This window comes from Clostridium sp., from assembly GCF_047718555.1.
Lineage (GTDB): Bacteria > Bacillota > Clostridia > Clostridiales > Clostridiaceae > Clostridium_I.
On record NZ_JBDNRK010000064.1, the window covers coordinates 1 to 22,421 of the forward strand.

The window sequence follows — 22,421 nt, forward strand, 5'->3', positions numbered from 1 at the left end:
CCCACTTGAAGAAAAGCAGAGAACCAAAATCTTTGATTTTGTGTGAATCGCTTTCACAGAGTGCGTGGGAGACTTACGCCAAGTTAGTCAGGTTAAAAATAGGCTAGCATACTGACTAATTATTTATTTGAATGTGCCTAAGAAAATGTAGAGGGTTAAAATGAAAATACAGGAGCTTTTAATATTGGGTTATGATATATTAAAGTCTCAAAATATTGAGACTTATATGTTAGATACTCAACTTATACTATGTAAGGTTTTAAATAAGGATAAACTGTTTATAATTACAAATAGAGATTTGCAGGTGGAGGAAAATAAAAGAGCAGAATTTCTTAAGCTGATAGAAATTAGAAAGAAAAAAATGCCTGTAAAATATATTCTCCAGAGTACGGAATTTATGGGCCTAGAGTATTTTATAAAACCAGGAGTGCTTATACCAAGAGCAGATACGGAAGTACTTGTAGAAGAAGCTATAAAGGAAATAAAAAAGCAAAATTTAAAAAAAATTTGTGATGTATGTTGTGGAAGTGGAGCAATAGGTATAGCTATTGCTAATTATTTAGATGATTCGCAGGTGATTTGTTACGATATTTCAGAAATTGCCATAGAGGTTACGCAGATCAATTTAGAAAGATTTAACTTAGAAAAAAGAGTTCAGGTATTAAAAAGTGATTTGCTCAGCAAGGCTATAGAAAATGAATGTAGTTTTGATGTTGTTGTTTCTAATCCTCCATATATAAAAAGTAAAGTTATAGGAACTTTAATGGAAGATGTAAAGAATTATGAACCTTTTATAGCGCTTTGCGGCGGAGAAGATGGATTGGACTTTTATAGAAGAATAATTAGAGAATCAAAAAAAGTTTTAAATTCAAAGGGCTTAATAATTTTTGAAATAGGCTATGATCAGAAAGAAGAAGTAACCCAACTGCTGGAACAGAATGGATTTAAAGATGTAGTGTGTATTAAAGATCTTTCTGGAAATGACAGAGTGATTAAAGGAAGTTTAGGCATATGAAAATAAATAATAAGTCAAAGATGCGACGGATATTTTGAATCGTACAAGGAAACAGGTTCCGAAGATAGTGAGCTATCTGAGGGTTCTGTTGACGCAGTAGGATTCAAAATAGACTAGCATACTGACTAGTTATTTATTTGAATGTGTCTTACCATAATGAGTTAAAGTTTAAATTACTATGGTTATACAAAACATTATATGTTATAATATAGAATTATTAAAATAAGGTATTTTCAAAGATATAGTATGTGAAAAATTTCATATAATTCAATTAAATATTTCTTTGATAATTACTAAATACGGAGTGATAAATTAATGCTTGAAAGACTTAATTTTATAGAGAATAAATATGAGGAATTATCAATTAAGATTAGTGATCCAACTGTTATGGCGAATCAGAAAGAGTGGCAGAAGCTTTGCAAAGAACATGCAGATATGGAAACTATAGTGACTAAATACAGGCAGTATAAAAGTGCTCAGGAAAACCTAAAAGATGATCAGGAAATGCTGGGTGAAAAAATAGATAGAGAACTTAAGGAAATGGTTGAAGAAGAAATAAAAGAACTTCAGCAGAATTTAACTAAATACGAAGATGAGCTTAAAGTACTGCTTCTTCCAAAGGATCCAAATGACAATAAAAATGTATTTGTGGAAATAAGAGGTGGCGCTGGTGGAGAAGAAGCTGCACTATTTGCTGCCAATCTTTTTAGAATGTACACAAGATATGCGGAAAGAAAAGGTTGGAATATAGAAGTTATGAGTGCCAATGAAACTGATATAGGAGGTTTCAAAGAAGTTGTATTTATGATAAAAGGTGAAGGTGCCTATAGCAGACTTAAATTCGAAAGTGGTGCTCATAGAGTTCAAAGGGTTCCAGATACAGAATCCAGTGGTAGAATTCATACTTCAACTTCTACTGTGGCAGTCTTGCCGGAGGTTGAAGATGTGGATGTAGAAATAAATCCAAATGATTTGAGAATAGATGTATTTAGAGCTTCTGGACACGGTGGTCAGTGTGTAAATACTACGGATTCCGCTGTTAGAATAACACATTTACCAACTGGAATGGTAGTTTCCTGTCAGGATGAAAAGAGTCAGCTTAAAAATAAAGAAAAGGCTATGAAGGTTTTAAGAGCAAGATTGTTCGAAAAGGCTCAAGAGGAAAGAAGTGCAGGTATCGCAGAGGATAGAAAGAGCCAAGTTGGAACAGGTGATAGAAGCGAAAGAATAAGAACTTACAATTTTCCTCAAGGTAGAGTTACAGATCACAGAATAGGTGTTACACTGTATAAACTTGATTCCTTTTTAGATGGAGAAATAGATGAAATTATTGATGCATTAATTACTGAGGAGCAGGCAGAAAAGATGAAGGCTGTTGGTAATCAGGCTGTATAACTTTCAATTTAAATATATTTGATGCTGAGATGATTGCGTACCTCTATAGAAAGTCATTTACTAAGGTGGTGGGGAGGAATATGAATATAAATAAAGCTATTAAAAAACAAAGGGCTTCCTATAAGAGGTCTATGATAGCCATGATTTTTATACTTATTATTCTTCCTGTTGTTTGGTATTTATCAGGTCAAATAAATATATTTTTTTTCATATATCTATTTGTAATAGAATTATTAATTTTGGCTGCTATGAGTTTTAAAACAAAAGTTCAGGTTTTAAGCTATGAAGTAGATAAATATAGAATAAAGGTCACTATAGGATTTCCTAAAAAGGATATAAATTTGCTTTGCCAAAAGATAGATATAATCCATGCAGAAGGTTCTGGAAGCGATATGAAATTAATTTTAATTACTAAAAGTATTACGAGAAATAGATTTGTAAGAAAAATTGATATTGATTTTTTAAAAAGATATCCTTATGCAGGTTATCATTATGGAAGATTTAAAAAGAATAATCCTGAAAATGAGTATTTCTATACAGTGATTTCCACTGGCGGTTATAAAAAGTATAAATTATTAGATGAATTATATAAGTCCTGTACTGGAGCTTTTTTTACAGAAGAAGCTATAGGAAAAATAAAGGAATACAGAAATTAGATATTTGAAAAGAAATAATAACTTATTTAGTTATTTAAATAAGAGTTTATTAATGAATAAATCCTCATGTCTGTAAATAGAATGTTATAGATATGGGGTGATTTTTTTGAATATAAATACTGTAATAATATTAATGTTTGTCAGTGTAGTATCTCTACTTGGAACTCTAATAGGTTCCTCTGTAGGGCTCCTAATTAAAAATCCATCTAAGAGACTTTTAGGTGCACTTATTGGTTTTGCTGCTGGTATCATGCTTGCAGTAGTAGTTTTTGACCTTATTCCTGAATGCATAAAAAAATGGGGATTTATTAGTACTATTTCCACTGCTTTAATAGGGATAGCTGTTATTACATTTGCGGACAGGCTGATAAGTAAAAATAATTTCCATTCAAATAAACATTTGCAAATCGCACTTTTAACGGCTATAGGACTTATGCTTCATAATTTTCCGGAAGGCATAATTATGGGCTGTGGATTTATAGTAGGTGGGAGTCTTGGAATTAAGATGTGTATACTTATAGCTGTACATGATATACCAGAGGGAATTGCAGTGGCAGCTCCTATGGTAGCTTCTAAAATAGATCCACTTAAAATTTTTCTATATACAGCAATAACTGCATTGCCCACGGCTTTTGGAGCAACTATAGGGATTTTTATAGGAGGCATATCACAAAGTGTATTAGGTACAAGTCTTGGACTTGCCTCAGGTATAATGCTTTATGTGGTTTGTGGGAAAATGATACCAGAAGCTAATACAATTTGGTCTGGGGTTACAAGTACATTAGGTATTCTAATGGGTTTTCTACTTGGACTTGCTATGTGCACAGTTTTATAATATATTTGACAGCTGAAATACTTAATAGTACAATGAAGTCAATTTGTTTATTATGTTTAAGAAGGTGTATTTGAAGTGGATACTAAGGTTAGGGTATTGGATAGTAATAATTTAGATAAAGGCATACTTGAAGAAATTGCACGGGTCATAAAGAATAAAGGATTAGTAGCTTTCCCTACGGAAACAGTCTATGGACTAGGAGCAAATGCTTTAGATGAAGGCGCTGTAACGAAGATTTTTTTGGCTAAGGGCAGACCGCAGGATAATCCTTTAATAGTTCATATTTCTGATTTAGAGGAAATACGGCCTTTAGTTAAAAATATACCTGAAGTGGCAAAAATGCTTATGGAGAAGTTTTGGCCAGGTCCTATGACAATTATACTTGAAAAGACGTCATTAATACCAGATGTTACGTCGGCGGGACTAAAATCTATTGGTATTAGAATGCCAAAAAGTATCATTGCGAGAGCTATAATAAAAACAGCGAAAGTACCTATTGCAGCACCTTCCGCAAATATATCAGGAAGGCCAAGTCCTACAGATATGGAGAGGTGTATAGAAGATTTAAAAGGAAAAATTGAATACATAGTAGGTGGAGAAATTTCTGAAGTGGGATTGGAGTCCACTATCATAGATTGTACAGTCACACCGCCTTGTGTATTGAGACCTGGCGGAATAACTCTGGAGATGCTTAGAGAAATAGATGAAAATATTTATATAGATAAAGCAATAATGAGAAAACCAGAAAAGGATTTTAAACCTAAGGCCCCAGGAATGAAATATAGACACTATGCACCAAAAGCAGCAGTAAAAATTGTCAGTGGAGAATTACAAAAAACTATTGCAAAAATTAATGAAATGGTGCAAACTTATATAGATGAAGGTAAAAAAGTTGGTATTATGGCTACAGAGGAAACTAAGAACAGATATAAAGGAGCATTAGTTATATCCCTTGGAAGTAGAAATGATCTCAATAGTATAGGGAAAAATCTTTTTGAGACACTTAGAGCTTTTGATGACAATAATGTAGATATTATATTATCTGAAGCTTTTGAGGAAATTGGTTTTGGAATAGCTATAATGAATAGATTAAAAAAATCTGCTGGGTTCAATATAATAAATGTTTAGTTTACAATGTTGATAAAAGATGGTATCCAGTAATTTGTAATGTATACAGGAGGAAATAGTATGAAGCTACTTTTTGTCTGTACAGGGAACACCTGCAGAAGTTGTATGGCTGAAGCAATATTTAATGAATTATGTAATATAGATGGAGTTACAGCTTCTTCAGCGGGATTAAGTGTAGTGCCTGAAAGTATTATTTCTAAAAATTCCCATTTGCTAATAAAACAAAATTTAAATATAGATTTCGATAATAGAAAAGCAGTTCAGTTTACTAGAGAAATGCTTGAGAAATTCGATCTTATACTTACTATGACTGGCTATATGGCTTATATGATTAAAAATAATTTTGAAGAGTACAATTCTAAGGTATATTCTTTAAATGAATATGTCTCCATTAGTAGGGATGTAACAGATCCTTATGGTGGTAATATAGATGTATATAGGGACACCTTTAATGATTTAAAGTCTAGTATAGAACTTTTAATTAAAAAATTGCAAGATAAAGGTATTGTATAAAATACATTTATCTTTTTTTTACGTAAGTATGTGAAAAAATAGTCAGTTATAATAGCTAAATATTTTATGCAATATGAAAATCTTTAAATATATTATAGAGTGTGTAAGTATACTTAATTGAATTAATTTAAAATAAAAAATACAATTTCGAAAATTATGGAGGTATGTGTAATGAAGATAGCATTAGGTAGTGATCATGCGGGATTATCCCTTAAAAAAATAATAATAAAACATTTAGAGGAAAAGTGTATAGAAATAAAGGATTTTGGTACATATAATGAGGAATCCTGTGATTATCCTGATTATGCATATAAGGTAGCAAATGAAGTAGCACAAAAAAACTTTGATTTAGGTATATTGGTTTGTGGTACTGGTATAGGAATAGGCATTGCAGCTAATAAAGTAAAGGGAATTAGAGCGGCCACTTGTTCTGATACTTTTTCAGCACATGCATGCAGGGAACATAATAATGCAAATATAATTGCCTTGGGAGAAAGAGTTGTCGGACCAGGACTTGCAATTGACATAGTGGATACTTTTTTAGGAGCAAGTTTTGAAGGTGGAAGGCATGAGAAAAGAGTAAATAAGATTGCTGATATTGAAAATAATAAATAATAGATTAGGTTATTTATCTTAATATACTTTATATAGGAAAATTTAGGAGGAAGTAAAATGAGTAAGGTAACACAAATAGCACATCCTTTAATATTGCATAAATTATCTCTTATAAGAGATAAAAATACAGGTTCTAAGGAGTTTAGAGAACTTGTGGAGGAAGTAGCTATGCTTATGGCTTATGAAGTAACTCGTGATATGAAAACGGAGACTGTGGAAATAGAAACACCAATTTGCAAGACAAAATGTAAAATACTTGCAGGTAAAAAAGTTGCTATAGTACCAATATTAAGAGCAGGTCTTGGAATGGTTGAAGGCATGCTAAGACTTATTCCAGCTGCAAAGGTTGGTCATATAGGATTATATAGAGATGAAAAGACACTTCAACCAGTAGAATATTTTTGTAAACTTCCTCAGGATATTGAAGAAAGAGATATAATAGTAACAGACCCTATGCTTGCAACTGGTGGTTCTGCCATTGATGCAATAAGTCTTTTGAAGAAAAAAGGGGCCAAATATATAAGAATTATGTGCCTTATAGGTGCACCAGAGGGAGTAAAGGCAGTACAAGAAGCACATCCGGATGTAGATATATATTTAGCATCAATTGATGAAAAGTTAAATGAAAAGGGATATATTGTTCCAGGTCTTGGGGATGCAGGAGATAGATTATTTGGAACTAAATAAAAAATTTTAAAATACCTATAGTAAGGAGGATACCTGTTTGTTGAAAAATAAATTTTTATTGATAAGGGTAGTACTTGGAGTATTAATCATTTTGATATCTGTTCTTACTTTTTTAGGAATTGGTGATAAAATAATAATGATGTCCTCCATTCTTATATTATTGGGATTACTTCAATTTTTTAATGGAGTGTATTTTTTAAGTAAAAATAGTGACAGAAAAGGATACGGTATATTTTTAATAATTAGTGCCATAGTTCTTATTTGTATTGGAATTTCATTTATGTTTATAATGTTTAAATAATGCTTGGACATATAAAAGTATATTTTAATAATTAGTTTTAAAAAGATTACCTACATAAAAATCCCGTCATTTTATTTTATTTTGTATAATTTATTTACAACGATAAAATATTTTGATGGTTTTTTATATTTTGCGTTGAATTTTATTTGTTTAAATAAAATATTAATGAATAATGATTATTGACTGATTACCTAGAAAAGTTTAAAATTATAAATAAAAGATATGTATAATAGGTATAAATATGCATAAATTTTATAATGAACGTTTTTTACATAACTTTATTGAATTTGAGGTGTAACTAAACCATGAAGAAATCTTTTAATTTTAATATATTTAAGGATGAGCATAAGCCTAGGCTCATGGCTATGGATTTTTTAAAATATATAGGACCTGGACTTCTTGTAACTGTAGGTTTTATTGACCCAGGTAATTGGGCATCAAATGTCTCTGCTGGATCTAACTTTGGATATGCTCTTCTTTGGATGGTGACGCTTTCAACTATTATGCTGATAATATTGCAGCATAATGCGGCTCATCTTGGTATAGTTACAGGAGATTGTCTTTCTGAGTCGGCTACAAAGAACATTAAGCCTATTATTAAAAATATAATACTTTTGACTGCTGTGGCCGCATCTGTATCTACAGCCCTAGCTGAGCTTTTAGGAGGAGCAATAGCTCTTGAAATGCTTTTTAAGATACCAATTAAATTTGGTACAGTCATAATGCTAGCATTAGTAATATGGATGTTGTTTACAAATTCTTATAAAAAACTTGAAAGATGGATTATAGGTTTTGTGTCCATTATAGGAATATCCTTTATATTTGAATTGACCTTGGTACATGTGGATTGGAGAACAGCAGTTATAGGATGGGTAAGTCCAACCTTCCCTAAACATTCCATGCCTATAATAATGAGTGTTTTAGGTGCTGTAGTTATGCCGCACAATCTTTTTCTACATTCCGAAGTTATACAAAGCAGGCAATGGAATTTGAAAAATGAAGATGTAATAAAAAAGCAGCTTAAATATGAATTTGCAGATACTTTATTTTCGATGATAATAGGTTGGGCTATAAATAGTGCAATGATTCTTTTGGCAGCTTCGACTTTTTTTACAAATCATGTTCAAGTAACAGAATTAAATCAAGCTCAACAAATGTTGAAACCTCTTCTTGGTGGTGGAGCGTCTGTAATATTTGCATTAGCACTTTTATTCGCAGGGGTGTCTTCTACAGTCACAGCTGGAATGGCCGGGGGAAGTATTTTTGCTGGCATATATGGAGAGCCTTATGATATAGGTGACAATCATACTAAGATAGGTGTTTATATCACATTGATCTTTGCTGCTATTATTATATTTTTTATAGCTGATCCTTTTAGTGGTCTGGTTTACTCTCAAATGCTTTTAAGTATTCAGCTACCTATAACTATTTTTACTCAAATCTATCTTACTTCTTCAAAAAAAGTTATGGGTAAATTTGTGAACTCTATATTAGATAAAACATTGCTTTGGATAATTGGAATAATAGTTACGGCACTGAATATAGCTTTGCTAATAAGTTATTTTTAAACATATGTAAAGCGAGTATCTAGTATAGGATTTTAATTAAATCTATGTAAAAGCAACAATGTTTTTAATATTTTATTTATATAAGGCATGTGAAAATAAATAGTAAGTCAAAGATGCGACGAATATTTTGAATCATACAAGGAAACAGGTTCCGAGGATAGTGGGCTATCTGAGGGTTCTGTTGACGCAGTAGGATTCAAATAGGCTAGCATACTGACTAGTTATTTATTTGAATATGCCTAAATAACGGAGGGGATAAGAATATGTTAAAATGGAAAGATGACTATTTGCTTGGTATTAATAAAATTGATGAACAACATAAGGAACTTTTTAGAATTGCAGAAAGTGCTTATAGTTTATTAAAAAGTGACTATTTTGTGGACAAATATAATAAAATAGTAGAAATTATTGAGGAACTTAGGGAATATACTATTTTTCACTTTCAAGAAGAACAAAAGTATATGATGAGTATAAAGTATAAGAGATTTTTTGCACATAAAATAGAGCATGATGAGTTTATTGAAAAATTAAATAAAGTGGATTTGGCAGACGTAGATAGTAATCAAGATAAGTATATTATGGATTTACTTGAATTTGTAGTGAATTGGATAAGTGAACATATTTTGGGTACAGATTTTAAAATTCTTGAAGAATAAAATTTAATAGAGGTGGTGTGTCAAAATGCATTTATATGTAGTACAGGACATCTCTATAATTTTAATATACTATTATTGCTATTAGAATAAAAATATATTAAAATTATATCTATGAAAATTTTGTTTAATAAGATATGTAATCGTATAAATGAAAAAATAAGCCTAGATAAGGAGAATGAGGATTAATATGTTAAAATGGAAAGATGATTACTTACTTGGTATTCAAACAATAGATGAACAGCACAAGGAACTCTTTAGAATTGCAGAAAGAGCTTATAATTTATTAAAAAGTGAGTATTTTGTGGACAAGTATAATAAAATAGTAGAAATTATTGGAGAACTTAAGGACTATACTATTTTTCATTTTCAAGAAGAGGAAAAATACATGTTAAGTATAAAGTACAAGAGATTTTTTGCCCATAAAATAGAGCATGATGAGTTTATTGAGCAGTTAAATAAAGTAGAATTAAAAGATGTGGATGAGAATCAAGATAAATATATTTTAGATTTATTAGAATTTGTAGTGAAGTGGATAAATGATCACATTATAGGACAAGATTTAAAAATAATTGAAAATTAAATTCTATTTTGTAGAGAAGGACTGTTTTAAAGTGTGTTAATGCATTTTAAAGCAGTCCTTCCTTTTTAAAGTAAGGACATAGAATATTGGTCTTAGAAAAATGTATTCTTGAGTGGTTTTTTTATCCTTATAGCTAAAATATGGATTTTATTTTATAATGTGGAATATAATTATCATTTTTATAATAAATATTTAATAAATATAATATAATTTTATTAAATTATCAAAATGATTATTGACATATATATATATTCATAATATACTCATAAGCGTTAACTAATTTGCATTGAGGTGAAGCTAATGAGTACTATATTAAAAAAAATACAAAATACGGCAATTCAATGTGCAGATATTTTGTCACAGGTTTTAGATGTTGATGTAGAAATTGTAGATAGTACACTTGTTAGAATTGCTGGTACAGGAAAGTATAAAGATGGCATAAATAAAAGCTTAGAGAATGAAGGACATGTTTATGAGGGAGTTTTAAGAACGGGAGAAAAATATACGATAACTGAACCTGGAAAGCATGATATTTGTCTAGAGTGTCCTAATTGTGAAACTTGTATAGAAAAGTTTGAAATGTGTGTGCCAATAAATTTGAATAATCAAGTAATAGGAGTAATAGGGCTTATATGCTTTAATAATTATCAAAAAGAGAAAATTCTATCAAATATAGATACTTATTCAGTGTTTTTAGAACAAATGGCTGATCTTATAAGTGCAAAAGCTTATGAAGCAATAGAAAATGAAAACATAACTATTATGGCAAAGCTATTGAAAGTGATAACGGATGAAATAGCTGAAGGAGTAGTAATACTGGATAAAAATTATTACATATCTCATTCTAATAAAAAGGCAAATGAAATATTAGATCTTTATGATGGAAGCAGTTTAAAAATGAATGTAGAATTTACTGGAAACTATCTGCTTGAGGATCAAGAATTTAGAGTTTTATTGAAGGGTGAGGAATATTTTTTAGTAGGCAATGTGAGTGATATAGAATTAGGTGAAAAATATAAATACATATTTATATTCAATGAGAGTAAAACTATAAAAAATAAAATAAATAGATTGACAGATCAGGGCAATGATGTGGTGTTTGACAACATATTGGGAACTTCCTCAAAAATAATGACCATTAAAAAGAAAATATTAAAGATAGCAAAGTCTATATCCACAGTACTTATTACAGGAGAAAGTGGTTCTGGTAAAGAGATGTTTGCTAGAGCCATTCATAAAGCCAGTGACAGAAAATATGAAGTATTTATAGCGGTTAATTGTGGTGCAATACCTGAGAATCTTTTAGAAAGTGAACTATTTGGTTATGTTAAAGGTGCCTTTACTGGGGCAGATCCTAAGGGTAGAAAAGGTAAATTTGAATTGGCTGACAAAGGCACAATCTTCCTAGATGAAATAGGAGATATGCCTCTTCATATGCAGGTGAAGCTTCTTAGGGTAATTCAAGAAAAGGAGATAGTTAGACTTGGATCTAATGAGTCTGTAAAAATAGACATTAGAATAATAGCAGCTACAAATAAAAATCTGGAGGAACTTATAAAAGAGGATAAGTTTAGAGAAGATTTATATTATAGATTAAGTGTTATACCTATAGAGCTTCCACCACTGCGTGAAAGGATAGAAGACATAAAAATATTAACCTACAATTTTGCCAATAAATATTGTAAGTTGTTTAATAAAAAGTTTATAGGCATAGATGGAGATATATGGAATTACATGCTTAGGTATAGTTGGCCAGGGAACATAAGGGAGTTACAAAATACAGTAGAATTCATGATAAATATGATGGATTCAAATGGAATTGTAACTAAAGAAACATTACCACAAAAAATAGTTAAGAGAGCTGAACAGAATATACTAAATACGCAGCATGCAGAGATATTAAACCTAAAACAATTGGAAAAGCAAACTATAAAAAGTGCCCTTCGTATTTACGGAACCAGTACAGAAGGTAAAAAATTAGCTGCCATAAAGCTAGGAATAGGAATTGCCACCCTCTATAGAAAAGTAGAAGAATATAGGTTGAATTCTTAATGTGTTATCATATTGATTATATTTATCATTATGATAAATATAATTTTATATATAATAATTGATAAATTGTTAATATATACTTTAAAATAATAAAAAAATGTCAAGAAAACTACTATATTAATGTTGGCATCAATATTGCTAGTAATAATATTTAGTTATAAATTTAAGGGGGTAACAAACATGAAAAAGATCTTAACAAAATTAGCAGCAGTGTCATTAGTTTCAGCTATGTTGCTGACAGGTTGTTCGTCAGGGCAGAGTAGTTCTTCAAATCCATCCAGCAAGGATAAGAAATTAAAGGTAGGATTTCTTCTTAGTGGTCCAGTAACTGATGGCGGTTATAATTACGCTCAAGATTTAGGAAGAAAGTATTTAGAAAAAGAAACTGGAGTAGAAACCATATATAAAGAATCAGTACCAGAGGAAACATCACAGGTTCAAAAAGTCACTGAAGATATGATAAATCAAGGAGCTACTGTAATAGTTGGAGCTAGTTTTGGATTTATGGATGGAATACAGGCAGAAGCTAAAAAACATCCAGACATAAAATTCCTTCATGCTGGTGGTTATAAGCAGGAGACAAATATGTCTAACTATTTTGGAAGAGAATATGAAGCAAGGTATTTATCAGGAATTGTGGCAGGTATGAAAACTAAAAGCAATAAAATTGGATTTGTTGGTGCTTTTCCAATACCAGAGGTTATCAGAGGAATAAATGCCTTTACTTTAGGGGCTAGATCAGTAAATCCTAATGCAACAGTTAAGGTTGTATGGACAAATACCTGGTATGATCCTGCAAAGGAAAAAGAAGCAGCTAAAGCTTTAATAGCACAAGGTATAGACGTGGTAGGTCAACATCAAAATACTCCTGGAGTACAGGAAGCAGCAGAAGATGCTGGGGTATTCTCTGTAGGCTATAATACTGATATGAGTAAATATGCACCTAAGGCTAACTTGACATCAGATGTATTTAACTGGGGAGTATACTATGTACAACAAATAAAAGAAATACAAGCAGGAACTTGGAAATCAAGCAGCTATTGGGGCGGCATAAAAGATGGTATTGTAGATATAGCACCACTTACTGCTAATGCACCACAGGGAGCAAAGGAAAAGGTTGATGCAGTTAAAGCTGATATAGTTTCAGGTAAGAATAAGATATTCCAAGGACCAATTAAAGATCAAAAAGGTACTGTTAAAATTCAACAAGGAAGTTCTTTAACTGATGAGCAGATTAAGTCTATGGATTGGTTCGTTGAAGGTGTAGATGGTACAATACAAAAATAACTAGTGTGGAGTGATACTTATGAGTTCAGAGTTGATTTCTGTAAAAAACATAACGAAAGTGTTTGGAAAAGTTGTAGCTAACAATAACATAGACTTTAGTGTTAATGCTGGAGAAATACATGCACTCTTAGGTGAAAATGGCGCTGGTAAAAGTACTCTTATGAACATGCTGTCAGGGGTTTATACTCCTGACAGTGGTTCTATATTTATTCATGGGGAAAAAGTACATTTTTCATCACCTAAGGATTCTATTAAGGCTGGTATAGGAATGGTGTTTCAACATTTTAAATTAGTAGAATCAATGACTGCAAGGCAAAATATATTATTGGGGCAAAATAACAAAATTTTTATTAATGAAAAAAATGTTTCTGACAAAATAAATGAAGTTTGCGAAAAATTTAGTTTAGATGTTAATCTAGATAAATATGTATACGATATGTCTGTAGGTGAAAGACAAAATCTTGAGATATTAAAAATATTATATAGAGGAGCAGATATACTTATTTTAGATGAGCCAACCTCTGTATTTACACCGCAGGAAACTAAAAAATTATTTAATATAATGAATAGAATTAAAGAAAAAGGATGTGCCGTTATATTCATAACTCATAAATTGGACGAGGTTATGGAAGTATCAGATAGAATAACTATTTTGAGAAAAGGTGAAGCAATTTGTACAGTAGATAAGAAAAATACTAATCCTAAAAATCTTACTGAACTAATGGTAGGAAAAGAAATGGATTTGTTCATAGATAGAGTTGAATGTAAACCAGGGAAAACAGTACTTAAGGTTTCAAATTTAAGTGTTTCAAATAAAGACAATATAAGGCTTTTAAAGGATGTCAATTTTGAAATAAAAGAAGGAGAAGTTTTTGGAGTGGCTGGTATTGCAGGCTGTGGGCAGAAGGAACTTTGTGAGGCCATAACTGGTATATGTTCTGTAGAAAGTGGAGAAATTGTATTTCAAGGAGAAAATATAACTGGAAAATCTTCAAGGGAAATGATACAAAATAATATAGCTATTGGATTTATACCAGAGGATAGACTGGGAATGGGACTAGTTGGTTCCATGAATATTGTAGATAATCTTCTGCTTAAAGATTATAAAAAGCAAAAGGGTTTTCTTCTAAGCAGAAAACAATTGATAGAAAAAGCAAAGCAGCTAGTAAAAAATTTGGAGGTAAAAACTCCAGGAATATTTTATCCTATAAGATATCTGTCTGGTGGTAATATACAAAAAATATTACTTGGAAGGGAACTGAGCTTAAATCCAAAATTAATTGTAATGGCCTATCCTGTAAGAGGACTGGACGTAAATACATGTTATACAATTTATAATCTTATAAATGAGGAGAAGAAAAAGGGCAATTCGGTCTTATTTGTAGGAGAAGATTTAGATGTGTTAATGAAGCTTTGTGATAGAATTATGGTTTTAAACAGCGGAAATGTTACGGGAATTGTAGAGTCAAAGGATGCTACAAAAGAAAAACTTGGAACGCTTATGGTTTCAAATGTAAATAAAGGTGGCGGTGAATTATGATGATACGGTTTGCTAAAAGAGCGGATATAAGTAATAAAAAAAGCATGCAAATAAGGATAACAGCTATAGTTCTTGCATTGCTGTTAGTAAGTATATTTTTAATTATACTTAAATTAAATCCGGTTATGGTATATGGTACAATGATACAGGGTGCCTTTGGGTCGCCTTATAATATAAGACAAACTATAATAAAGGCCATACCACTTTTGATATCAGCTCTTGGAGTATCTATAGCTTTTAAAATGAAATTTTGGAATATTGGAGGAGAAGGGCAGATAATGATGGGAGCCTTTGGAGCTGCTTTAATAGCTTTAAAATTTCCCAATATGTCTCAGCCAATATTATTAATATTAATGCTTATATCAGCCTTAATATTTGGAGGTATTTGGGCATTCATACCATCATTTTTTAGAGTTAATTGGAAAACCAATGAAACTATTACTACTCTTATGATGAATTACATAGCTCTAAAATTTGTAACTTATCTTCAGTATGGGCCTTGGAAGGATAAGAGTGCCTTGGGTTTTCCTAAAATACCGAATTTCTCAGATAATGCCACTCTGCCAGAGGTGTTTGGTATTCATATAGGTTGGATTATAGCTATTATTATAACAATATTAGTATATATGTATTTGAATTACACTAAAAAAGGATATGAAATTTCAGTAATAGGTGAAAGTGAAAATACAGCTTTATATTCAGGAATAAATATAAAAAAGACAGCTCTTGGAGCTTTATTTTTAAGTGGAGCTATTTGTGGAGTAGTAGGTTTTATACAAACTTCAGCAGTAAGTCATACACTATCTGTAGAAATAACAGGTGGAGCTGGCAACACGGCTATAATAGTAGCTTGGCTGGCTAATCTTAATGCTATTGCAATGGTGATAGTATCTATACTTTTTGCAGCACTTTTAACGGGAGCAAGCTATATTCAAACCGCTTTTGGAATACCTGAATCGGCAGCCTTGATATTACAATCAACTATTCTTTTCTTTGTGCTAGGTAGTGAGTTTTTCATAAGATTTAAAGTTAAATTTGCGTCAAAAGGAAAAAAAGCTGAGGAGGTAGCATAATGAGTTGGTTAATTAGTTTTTTAGCAGCAGCAGTAGTTGCGGGAACACCGCTGCTTTTTGGAACTCTTGGAGAAATAGTTACAGAAAAAGCAGGACACCTAAATCTTGGTGTGGAAGGTATTATGCTTATGGGAGCTGTAATTGGGTTTATGGTAGGATTAAAAACAGGTAATCCAATTCTTGCTTTAATTGGAGCCATGGCAGCAGGTGCAGCAGGTGCTCTTATTTATGCATTTTTGACTGTAGGACTTAGAGCAAATCAAGTAGTTTCAGGACTTACTCTAACTATTTTTGGAAGTGGTTTTTCTAGTATGGTAGGTGCAAAGATGGTAGGTCAGATTGCACCAAATTCTATAAAAAATTTTTTTGATCCTATAAATATTCCACTGCTATCTAAGATACCATTTTTAGGTCCTGTATTTTTTACTCATGACGTATTTGTGTATTTGGGGTACGTATGTGCCATTGTATTGGGAATATATTTATATAAGACTTCAAAGGGTTTAAACTTAACTGCTATAGGTGAGAATCCCGCAGCAGCAGATGCTGCAAGCATAAATGTAAGTTTATACAAATATGTGCACATACTATTGGGAGGAGCACTTTGTGGACTTGGAGGAGCTTATCTATCTTTAGTGTATGTACCAACCTGGCAGGATAATGTTACTGCAGGAAGAGGCTGGATTGCAGTAGCTCTTGTAATATTTGCAGGTTGGAATCCATTTAAAGCTATTATAGGAGCCTTCTTCTTTGGAGGACTTGACATAATAGGTTTTAGATTGGCTAAGCCTATAGTATCACAGTATTTAATTGCTGCTGTGCCTTATATAGCAACTTTTATAATTTTAGTAGTAGTTTCTATGAAAAAATCAAAGAAAAATGCTCCACCAAATGCTCTTGGAAATGCTTACTTTAGAGAAGAAAGATAATTATAATATTAACAGGAGGACGTTTTAATGAAAGAATTGTTTAAAAAAATATGTGATTCATTAAAAGTAGGAGAGCCATTAGTTTGTGCAACTATATTTGGAAGTCTTGGTTCCTCCCCTCGTACCTCTGGAGCTAAGATGATAATATTTAAAGATAATAGTATCTTTGGTACCATTGGTGGAGGAAGATTAGAATCACAGGTTTTAAATAAAGCAGTAGAAGTATTTAATAATAAGAAAAATGTTACTATGCATTTTGATTTGAACGGATTAAAAGAAACGGATATGATATGCGGTGGCGAAGTGGAAGTTTTATTGGAATATCTATGTGCTGATGACATGGATATCTATAAAACTTCTCTTCAGTCTATAGAGGAAAATAAAAAAGCACAATTTATAACTATTTTGGATAAAAAAGATTTATCTATTAAAAGGTATCTATGCACCTATTCAAATGATGGTGAGCCAAAGGGCATAGAAACAGAGCTTTACTGCAAGGTAAAAGAAAATTTGGGGAAAAAGCAGCTTAAAACTGTAGAAATAGATAACAGTATCTATATTATTGAATCTATTTCAAGTAATGAAATTCTATATATTTTTGGAGCAGGACATATATCTGAAAAGCTAGCAAAGCTAACTAAAATGGTAGATTTTAAGACAATAGTAATAGATGATAGGGAGAGCTTTGCAAATAGAGATAGATTTCCTTTTGTAGATGAAATTAAGATAATAGATTCCTTTGATAAAGATTTTAACATTAAAATTGATGAAGAAACCTATATTGTTGCAATAACAAGAGGTCATGCCTGTGATTTAAAGGTGATGAAGCAGATATTAAAGTCAAAGGCCAAATATATAGGTATGATAGGAAGCAAGAGAAAGAGAGTAGAAATATGTTCAAAGCTCAAGGCTTTTGGATATGGTGAAGAAGATTTTTTGAGGATTCATTCCCCTGTAGGCATAGAAATTAATGCTGATACACCAGCGGAAATAGCAATTAGTATTGCTGCAGAGCTTATTAAAGTGAGGGGAGAAAAATGAAAGCTATAGATGTAAAAGAAGCTATAGGACTTCCTATATGTCATGATATTACACAAATTATTCCTGGAGAGTTTAAAGGAGTAGTTTTTAAGAGGGGACATATAATTGAAGAAAAGGATGTCAATATATTGAAAACTATAGGCAAAGAACATTTTTACATAGATGACATACCAGAAGGGACTATTCATGAGGATGATTGTGCCATAAGAATTGCTGAGGCTATTTGTAATAATGAAGATTATAATATAAGTGATGTATCAGAGGGTAAAGTAAATATATCTTCAAAAATAGATGGAGTTTTTAAAGTTGATAAGAAAAAACTGTATACTCTTAATGAAATAGAGCACATCACAATAACAACTATCAATAATAATACAGTGGTTTCAAAAGGAGAAAAAATTGTTTCAGAAAGAATAATCCCTTTATATACTAGGAAAGAAAATATAGAGAGGCTGGAAACGCTGTGTGACCATAGCAAAATATTTAAAGTAATGCCTTTTATAAAACAAAAGATATGTTTGATAATTACAGGTACTGAAATCTTTAATGGTACTATTAAAGATAAATTTTATGATACTTTAAAACCAAAATTTGAATATTATGGTTGTAAAATTATAAAAACAGTAAAGGTTCCTGATGATAAGCAGTTGATAAAGGAAGAAATAAGAAAAGCCATTAATTCAGGATCAGATATGATAGTTTGTACTGGTGGAATGTCTGTAGATGAAGATGATATGACGCCTGTAGCCATAAAAGAGGAAGTAGAAGAACTGATTGTTCATGGAGTGCCAGTGCAGCCCGGAAATATGTTTTTACTGGCCTATGAAAAGAATATACCTGTTATGGGTATTCCTACAGCAGCAATTTTTAATGAAAAAACTGTATTTGATATAGTTCTTCCACTTTTAGTATGCAGAGAAAAATTGAACAGAGAATTTTTTTTAAATTTAGCTGTAGGTGGATTGATGTAATTTCATCAAAGAAATATAAATTTGGGCTGTCTCGCTATGTATTCTATGCATAGCGAGACAGCCTTTTAATTTAATTATCTGTATTAAAATATTCGATGAAATGAGATGCTGCAGTAGATAAATAACGATTTTTCATCCATATTAGAGCAGATTTGGCTTCTATAGATGGATTAGTAATTTCTTTAATTTTAAGATTTGTATTGTACATAAGTGTTGAAGAAGTTCTTGGTACTAAAGCTATGCCAATACCAGCATTTGCCCAAGTCAAAGAAGATATAATATCATCATTCTTACATATTATTTTAGGATTAAAACCTAATTTATTGCAAGCTTCTGTTATTATATTTTCAAATCTTCTATGAATTATAAGTGGTTTATTTTCTAGTTCTTTTATGGATATAGTATCTTTATATATGTCGTCATATAATTCAGATTTTGCTACAGTTACCATGGTATCATGAGTATAATTTTTTAACTCATTATTTTTTATGTACAATGAGTTGTAGAGCTTAGAATTAAAAGGAGCACGTACAAAACCTAGTTCTATAATTCCATTGTTCAGTAATTCCATTATTCTAACACTGCTGCCATCCCACATTTGGAAGTTTATATTAGGATATTTTTTATGAAATTTATGTATTTTCTCAGGTAATATAGTGATAGCAGAAGAACCTACAGTACCAATATTCAGAGTACCTTGTAGTCCTCTATTTAAGTCTTTTAATTCTTTTTCTGTAGCATTAACTAATTCTAATATCTGTTCGGATTTATTTCTAAGTATAATACCTGCTTCAGTTAACTCTACATTTCTACTATTTCTTATAAATAATTTAACACCTAATTCATTTTCTAAGGCTTTTAACTGTTGACTGAGAGGGGGCTGTGAAATATTTAATTTTTTAGCAGCGGAGGTTATTTGCCCTTCTTCTGCAACGGCTAGAAAGTATTTAAGTTGTCTTATATCCATTTTACAATCTCCTTTAGATCCATATGTTTTTTATATGAATTAATATATATTAAATATTTTTCATATGAATATGTTTTTGTTATAATAATAAGAAAAATATTGATTTTTAGCAATAAAAATTATGAAATTTTATTAAATAAAAAAAATTTCTTGCATTTTTGTGATTGTTTATCAATAGAAACCCATTGGTTATAATAAAAGGAGAGAAAAAAATGAGTCGTTATATTAAATTATTAACATCAGGACATCTAATTACAGATATTTACCAAGGGGCATTACCGGCAATGCTGCCCTTTCTAATTACAGAAAAGCATCTTAGTTATGCAGCAGCAGCTTTTTTAATTTTTGCAGCTAATCTTAGCTCATCTATAGTACAACCAATATTTGGTCTTTACTCAGATAAAATTTCAGCACCTTGGACACTGCCGCTTGGGGTATTACTTGGAGGACTTGGCATAGGTGCAGCAGGAATTACCTCTAACTATTGGCTTATAGCAATTGCAGTGGCTATAAGTGGGGTTGGTATAGCTGCCTTTCACCCAGAAGGAGCTCGTTTGGCAAATAAATTTGCTGGTAAAAATAAAGCTACTAGTGTCAGTACCTTTGCAGCAGGAGGAAATATAGGTTTTGCTGTAGGCCCTATTATAACTACTGAGTTATTATTATTATTTGGATTAAAGGGAACAATTATTCTATGTATACCAGCTATAATTATGAGTTTAGTTCTATTAACACAACTAAAAAGTTTTTCTAAAAAATTACAGAAAGTTAGCGAAGATACTGTAAAATCGGGAATTAATGATAGCCCTGATGAATGGAAACCTTTTGCAAATTTAACCTTAACACTTCTTTGTCGTGCCACAATTTTCTTTGGACTTAATACTTTCTTACCTCTATATTGGATACATATATTAGGACAATCTGAAAGATCGGGAAGTATAGCTTTATCTATATTGATTATTGTAGGAGCTATTGGAACTCTTATTGCAGGACGTGTATCAGATAGAGTTGGACACAAAAAAGTAGTAATAGCTGGATATGCTGCTCTTATGCCACTATTATTTATATTTATAAATGTTCATAATGTTGCCATTGCAACTGCTCTATTAGTTCCAATAGGCTTTGCACTTTACACTCCATTTAGTCCAATGGTAGTGCTTGGACAAAAATACTTGCCAAATCATATGGGCTTAGCATCTGGAGTTACTTTGGGTCTTGCAGTAACTATGGGAGGAGTAGTTTCACCAATACTTGGATGGATATCGGATAATCATGGAATACATGCGGCAATATCCAGTTTGACTATTATACCTATTATTGCAGTGCTTTTAGCTTCAATGTTACCTAGACCCAAAATCGATCTAGTTAAGGCTAAAGAGAAAGTGAATAGTAACATATCTATAGATAATAATTTTTAACTTAAATTGATGACATAAAGTAAATATTATAATTTAAATTTTATTGTAGAGATTTTGAAGAATTAATTCTAAAATAAAAATAGAAAACATTCGGAGGTACAAAAATGAAAATAGGTTTTATAGGATTAGGTGTCATGGGTAAAAACATGGCTAATAATATATTGAAAAATGGACATGAATTGAAAGTCTATGATGTAGCAGATGAGATTGTTAAGGAATTTCAAGAAAAGGGAGCCTTAGCTGGAGAAAATCCTGCAGAAGTTGCAAAGGAAGCTGATATTGTTATGACTTCTCTTCCTAATTCCCAAATAGTTAAAAATGTTATTCTAGGAGAAAATGGAGTTCTGGAAGGAGCGAAACCTGGAACTGTAATAATAGATTTAAGCAGCATTACTCCAAAAACTATTCAATATATAGCTAGAGAGTGTGAAAAAAAAGGTGTTGAAGTAATAGATGCCCCTGTTAGTGGTGGTTCCATTGGTGCTGAAAAAGGTACATTGACTATTATGGCAGGTGGAAGAAAAGAATTAGTAGATAGTGTAACTGAGGTTCTAAAGAACATAGGGGAAAAAATTTATTATGTAGGCAATGTAGGGGCAGGGGATACGGTTAAGTTAGTAAACAATCTTTTACTAGGTGCCAATATGGCAGCAGTAGCTGAGGCTCTTACTTTAGGGATAAAAGCCGGTTTAGATGCAGATGTACTATTTGAAGTTATCAGTAAGAGTTCTGGTAGTTCTTATGCTTTAACTTCAAAATATGAGAAATTTATAAAAGAAAAGAATTTTAAACCTGGATTTATGATAGATTTACAGTATAAAGACTTACAGCTTGCAATAGATACCGCAAAAGATTTAAAAATGCCTTTACTTATAGGAAATTTAACTCAGCAGATGTATGAGATGGCCAGAAGTGAAGGAATGGGTAAAGAGGATATTTCAGCAATGATGAAGCTTTATGAAAAATGGTTATAATTTGAAAAAATCAATATTTAATATATCAACAAATGAGGTATGCCTAATACTATGAGAATTAAATAGTTAAATGTCTAGAAATATGATACCATTATCGTAATCTTTAAAGGTAAAGTATCATAGCAATAACTGATATTTAGATAGGATAGATAAACAGAGTTCTTGGTATCGGTATTTTCGATACTTAGAAATCGTTGTCCTTTAGGGTAAATCGTTATCC

General features: G+C 31.3%; 22 protein-coding genes. 21 read left to right on the plus strand and 1 reads right to left on the minus strand.

Annotated features, from left to right (window positions below; genetic code table 11):
- Nucleotides 1-160: 160 nt before the first annotated feature.
- The 19 genes from prmC (at nt 161) to ABF633_RS18070 (ending at nt 18,842) form a co-directional block, all read left to right on the plus strand.
- A complete protein-coding gene (gene prmC, locus ABF633_RS17980; protein ID WP_415525586.1) occupies nt 161-1,015 on the plus strand; it encodes a peptide chain release factor N(5)-glutamine methyltransferase in 855 nt (284 codons plus the stop codon).
- Between the two features lie 315 nt (nt 1,016-1,330).
- Nucleotides 1,331-2,410 (plus strand): peptide chain release factor 1, encoded by a 1,080-nt coding sequence (gene prfA / locus ABF633_RS17985; protein WP_415525588.1) that lies wholly within the window; start codon nt 1,331-1,333, stop codon nt 2,408-2,410.
- A gap of 80 nt (nt 2,411-2,490) precedes the next feature.
- Nucleotides 2,491-3,066 carry a hypothetical protein gene (locus tag ABF633_RS17990; RefSeq protein ID WP_415525590.1) on the plus strand — a complete coding sequence of 192 codons (576 nt, stop codon included), beginning with the start codon at nt 2,491-2,493 and terminating at the stop codon, nt 3,064-3,066.
- Nucleotides 3,067-3,172: 106 nt separating this feature from the next.
- A complete protein-coding gene (locus tag ABF633_RS17995) occupies nt 3,173-3,901 on the plus strand; it encodes a ZIP family metal transporter (protein WP_415525592.1) in 729 nt (242 codons plus the stop codon).
- A gap of 75 nt (nt 3,902-3,976) precedes the next feature.
- The gene (locus tag ABF633_RS18000; RefSeq protein WP_415525594.1) at nt 3,977-5,029 is read left to right on the plus strand and encodes an L-threonylcarbamoyladenylate synthase; all 1,053 of its coding nucleotides are present in this window, start codon (nt 3,977-3,979) and stop codon (nt 5,027-5,029) included.
- A 60-nt stretch (nt 5,030-5,089) separates the two neighbouring features.
- Complete coding sequence (locus ABF633_RS18005) at nt 5,090-5,542, plus strand: low molecular weight protein arginine phosphatase (RefSeq protein WP_415525596.1); 453 nt, start codon at nt 5,090-5,092, stop codon at nt 5,540-5,542.
- A gap of 171 nt (nt 5,543-5,713) precedes the next feature.
- Nucleotides 5,714-6,157: a ribose 5-phosphate isomerase B gene (gene rpiB, locus ABF633_RS18010; protein ID WP_415525598.1), complete on the plus strand. Its 444-nt coding sequence runs from the start codon at nt 5,714-5,716 to the stop codon at nt 6,155-6,157.
- A gap of 57 nt (nt 6,158-6,214) precedes the next feature.
- Nucleotides 6,215-6,844 carry a uracil phosphoribosyltransferase gene (gene upp, locus ABF633_RS18015; protein ID WP_415525600.1) on the plus strand — a complete coding sequence of 210 codons (630 nt, stop codon included), beginning with the start codon at nt 6,215-6,217 and terminating at the stop codon, nt 6,842-6,844.
- Nucleotides 6,845-6,881: 37 nt separating this feature from the next.
- Nucleotides 6,882-7,145, plus strand: a complete 264-nt coding sequence (locus ABF633_RS18020; protein ID WP_415525602.1) for a hypothetical protein — start codon at nt 6,882-6,884, stop codon at nt 7,143-7,145.
- A gap of 305 nt (nt 7,146-7,450) precedes the next feature.
- Nucleotides 7,451-8,713, plus strand: a complete 1,263-nt coding sequence (locus ABF633_RS18025) for an Nramp family divalent metal transporter (RefSeq protein WP_415525604.1) — start codon at nt 7,451-7,453, stop codon at nt 8,711-8,713.
- Nucleotides 8,714-8,976: 263 nt separating this feature from the next.
- Complete coding sequence (locus ABF633_RS18030; RefSeq protein WP_415525606.1) at nt 8,977-9,369, plus strand: bacteriohemerythrin; 393 nt, start codon at nt 8,977-8,979, stop codon at nt 9,367-9,369.
- A 187-nt stretch (nt 9,370-9,556) separates the two neighbouring features.
- Nucleotides 9,557-9,949 carry a bacteriohemerythrin gene (locus ABF633_RS18035; protein WP_415525608.1) on the plus strand — a complete coding sequence of 131 codons (393 nt, stop codon included), beginning with the start codon at nt 9,557-9,559 and terminating at the stop codon, nt 9,947-9,949.
- Between the two features lie 300 nt (nt 9,950-10,249).
- Entirely contained in the window at nt 10,250-12,001 is a 1,752-nt protein-coding gene (locus ABF633_RS18040; protein ID WP_415525610.1) for a sigma 54-interacting transcriptional regulator, read from the plus strand.
- Nucleotides 12,002-12,181: 180 nt separating this feature from the next.
- Nucleotides 12,182-13,288 (plus strand): BMP family ABC transporter substrate-binding protein, encoded by a 1,107-nt coding sequence (locus tag ABF633_RS18045; protein ID WP_415525612.1) that lies wholly within the window; start codon nt 12,182-12,184, stop codon nt 13,286-13,288.
- A gap of 19 nt (nt 13,289-13,307) precedes the next feature.
- Nucleotides 13,308-14,828 (plus strand): ABC transporter ATP-binding protein, encoded by a 1,521-nt coding sequence (locus ABF633_RS18050; RefSeq protein WP_415525614.1) that lies wholly within the window; start codon nt 13,308-13,310, stop codon nt 14,826-14,828.
- Nucleotides 14,825-15,901: an ABC transporter permease gene (locus ABF633_RS18055; protein WP_415525616.1), complete on the plus strand. Its 1,077-nt coding sequence runs from the start codon at nt 14,825-14,827 to the stop codon at nt 15,899-15,901. The genes ABF633_RS18050 and ABF633_RS18055 overlap by 4 nt, the downstream gene beginning before the upstream one ends.
- The gene (locus ABF633_RS18060) at nt 15,901-16,830 is read left to right on the plus strand and encodes an ABC transporter permease (RefSeq protein WP_415525618.1); all 930 of its coding nucleotides are present in this window, start codon (nt 15,901-15,903) and stop codon (nt 16,828-16,830) included. Before ABF633_RS18055 ends, ABF633_RS18060 begins: the two co-directional genes overlap by 1 nt.
- A 27-nt stretch (nt 16,831-16,857) precedes the next feature.
- A complete protein-coding gene (locus ABF633_RS18065) occupies nt 16,858-17,871 on the plus strand; it encodes an XdhC family aldehyde oxidoreductase maturation factor (protein WP_415525620.1) in 1,014 nt (337 codons plus the stop codon).
- The gene (locus ABF633_RS18070; RefSeq protein ID WP_415525622.1) at nt 17,868-18,842 is read left to right on the plus strand and encodes a molybdopterin-binding protein; all 975 of its coding nucleotides are present in this window, start codon (nt 17,868-17,870) and stop codon (nt 18,840-18,842) included. The genes ABF633_RS18065 and ABF633_RS18070 overlap by 4 nt, the downstream gene beginning before the upstream one ends.
- Nucleotides 18,843-18,912: 70 nt before the next feature.
- Here ABF633_RS18070 and ABF633_RS18075 read toward each other — a convergent pair whose 3' ends face one another.
- On the minus strand, nt 18,913-19,809 hold the full coding sequence (locus tag ABF633_RS18075; protein ID WP_415525624.1) for a LysR family transcriptional regulator: 897 nt from the start codon (nt 19,807-19,809) through the stop codon (nt 18,913-18,915).
- 212 nt (nt 19,810-20,021) lie between these two features.
- Here ABF633_RS18075 and ABF633_RS18080 point away from each other — a divergent pair, with 212 nt between their 5' ends.
- Both ABF633_RS18080 and ABF633_RS18085 read left to right on the plus strand, forming a co-directional pair.
- A complete protein-coding gene (locus ABF633_RS18080) occupies nt 20,022-21,227 on the plus strand; it encodes an MFS transporter (RefSeq protein ID WP_415525626.1) in 1,206 nt (401 codons plus the stop codon).
- 104 nt (nt 21,228-21,331) lie between these two features.
- A complete protein-coding gene (locus ABF633_RS18085; RefSeq protein ID WP_415525628.1) occupies nt 21,332-22,201 on the plus strand; it encodes an NAD(P)-dependent oxidoreductase in 870 nt (289 codons plus the stop codon).
- Nucleotides 22,202-22,421 lie beyond the last annotated feature (220 nt).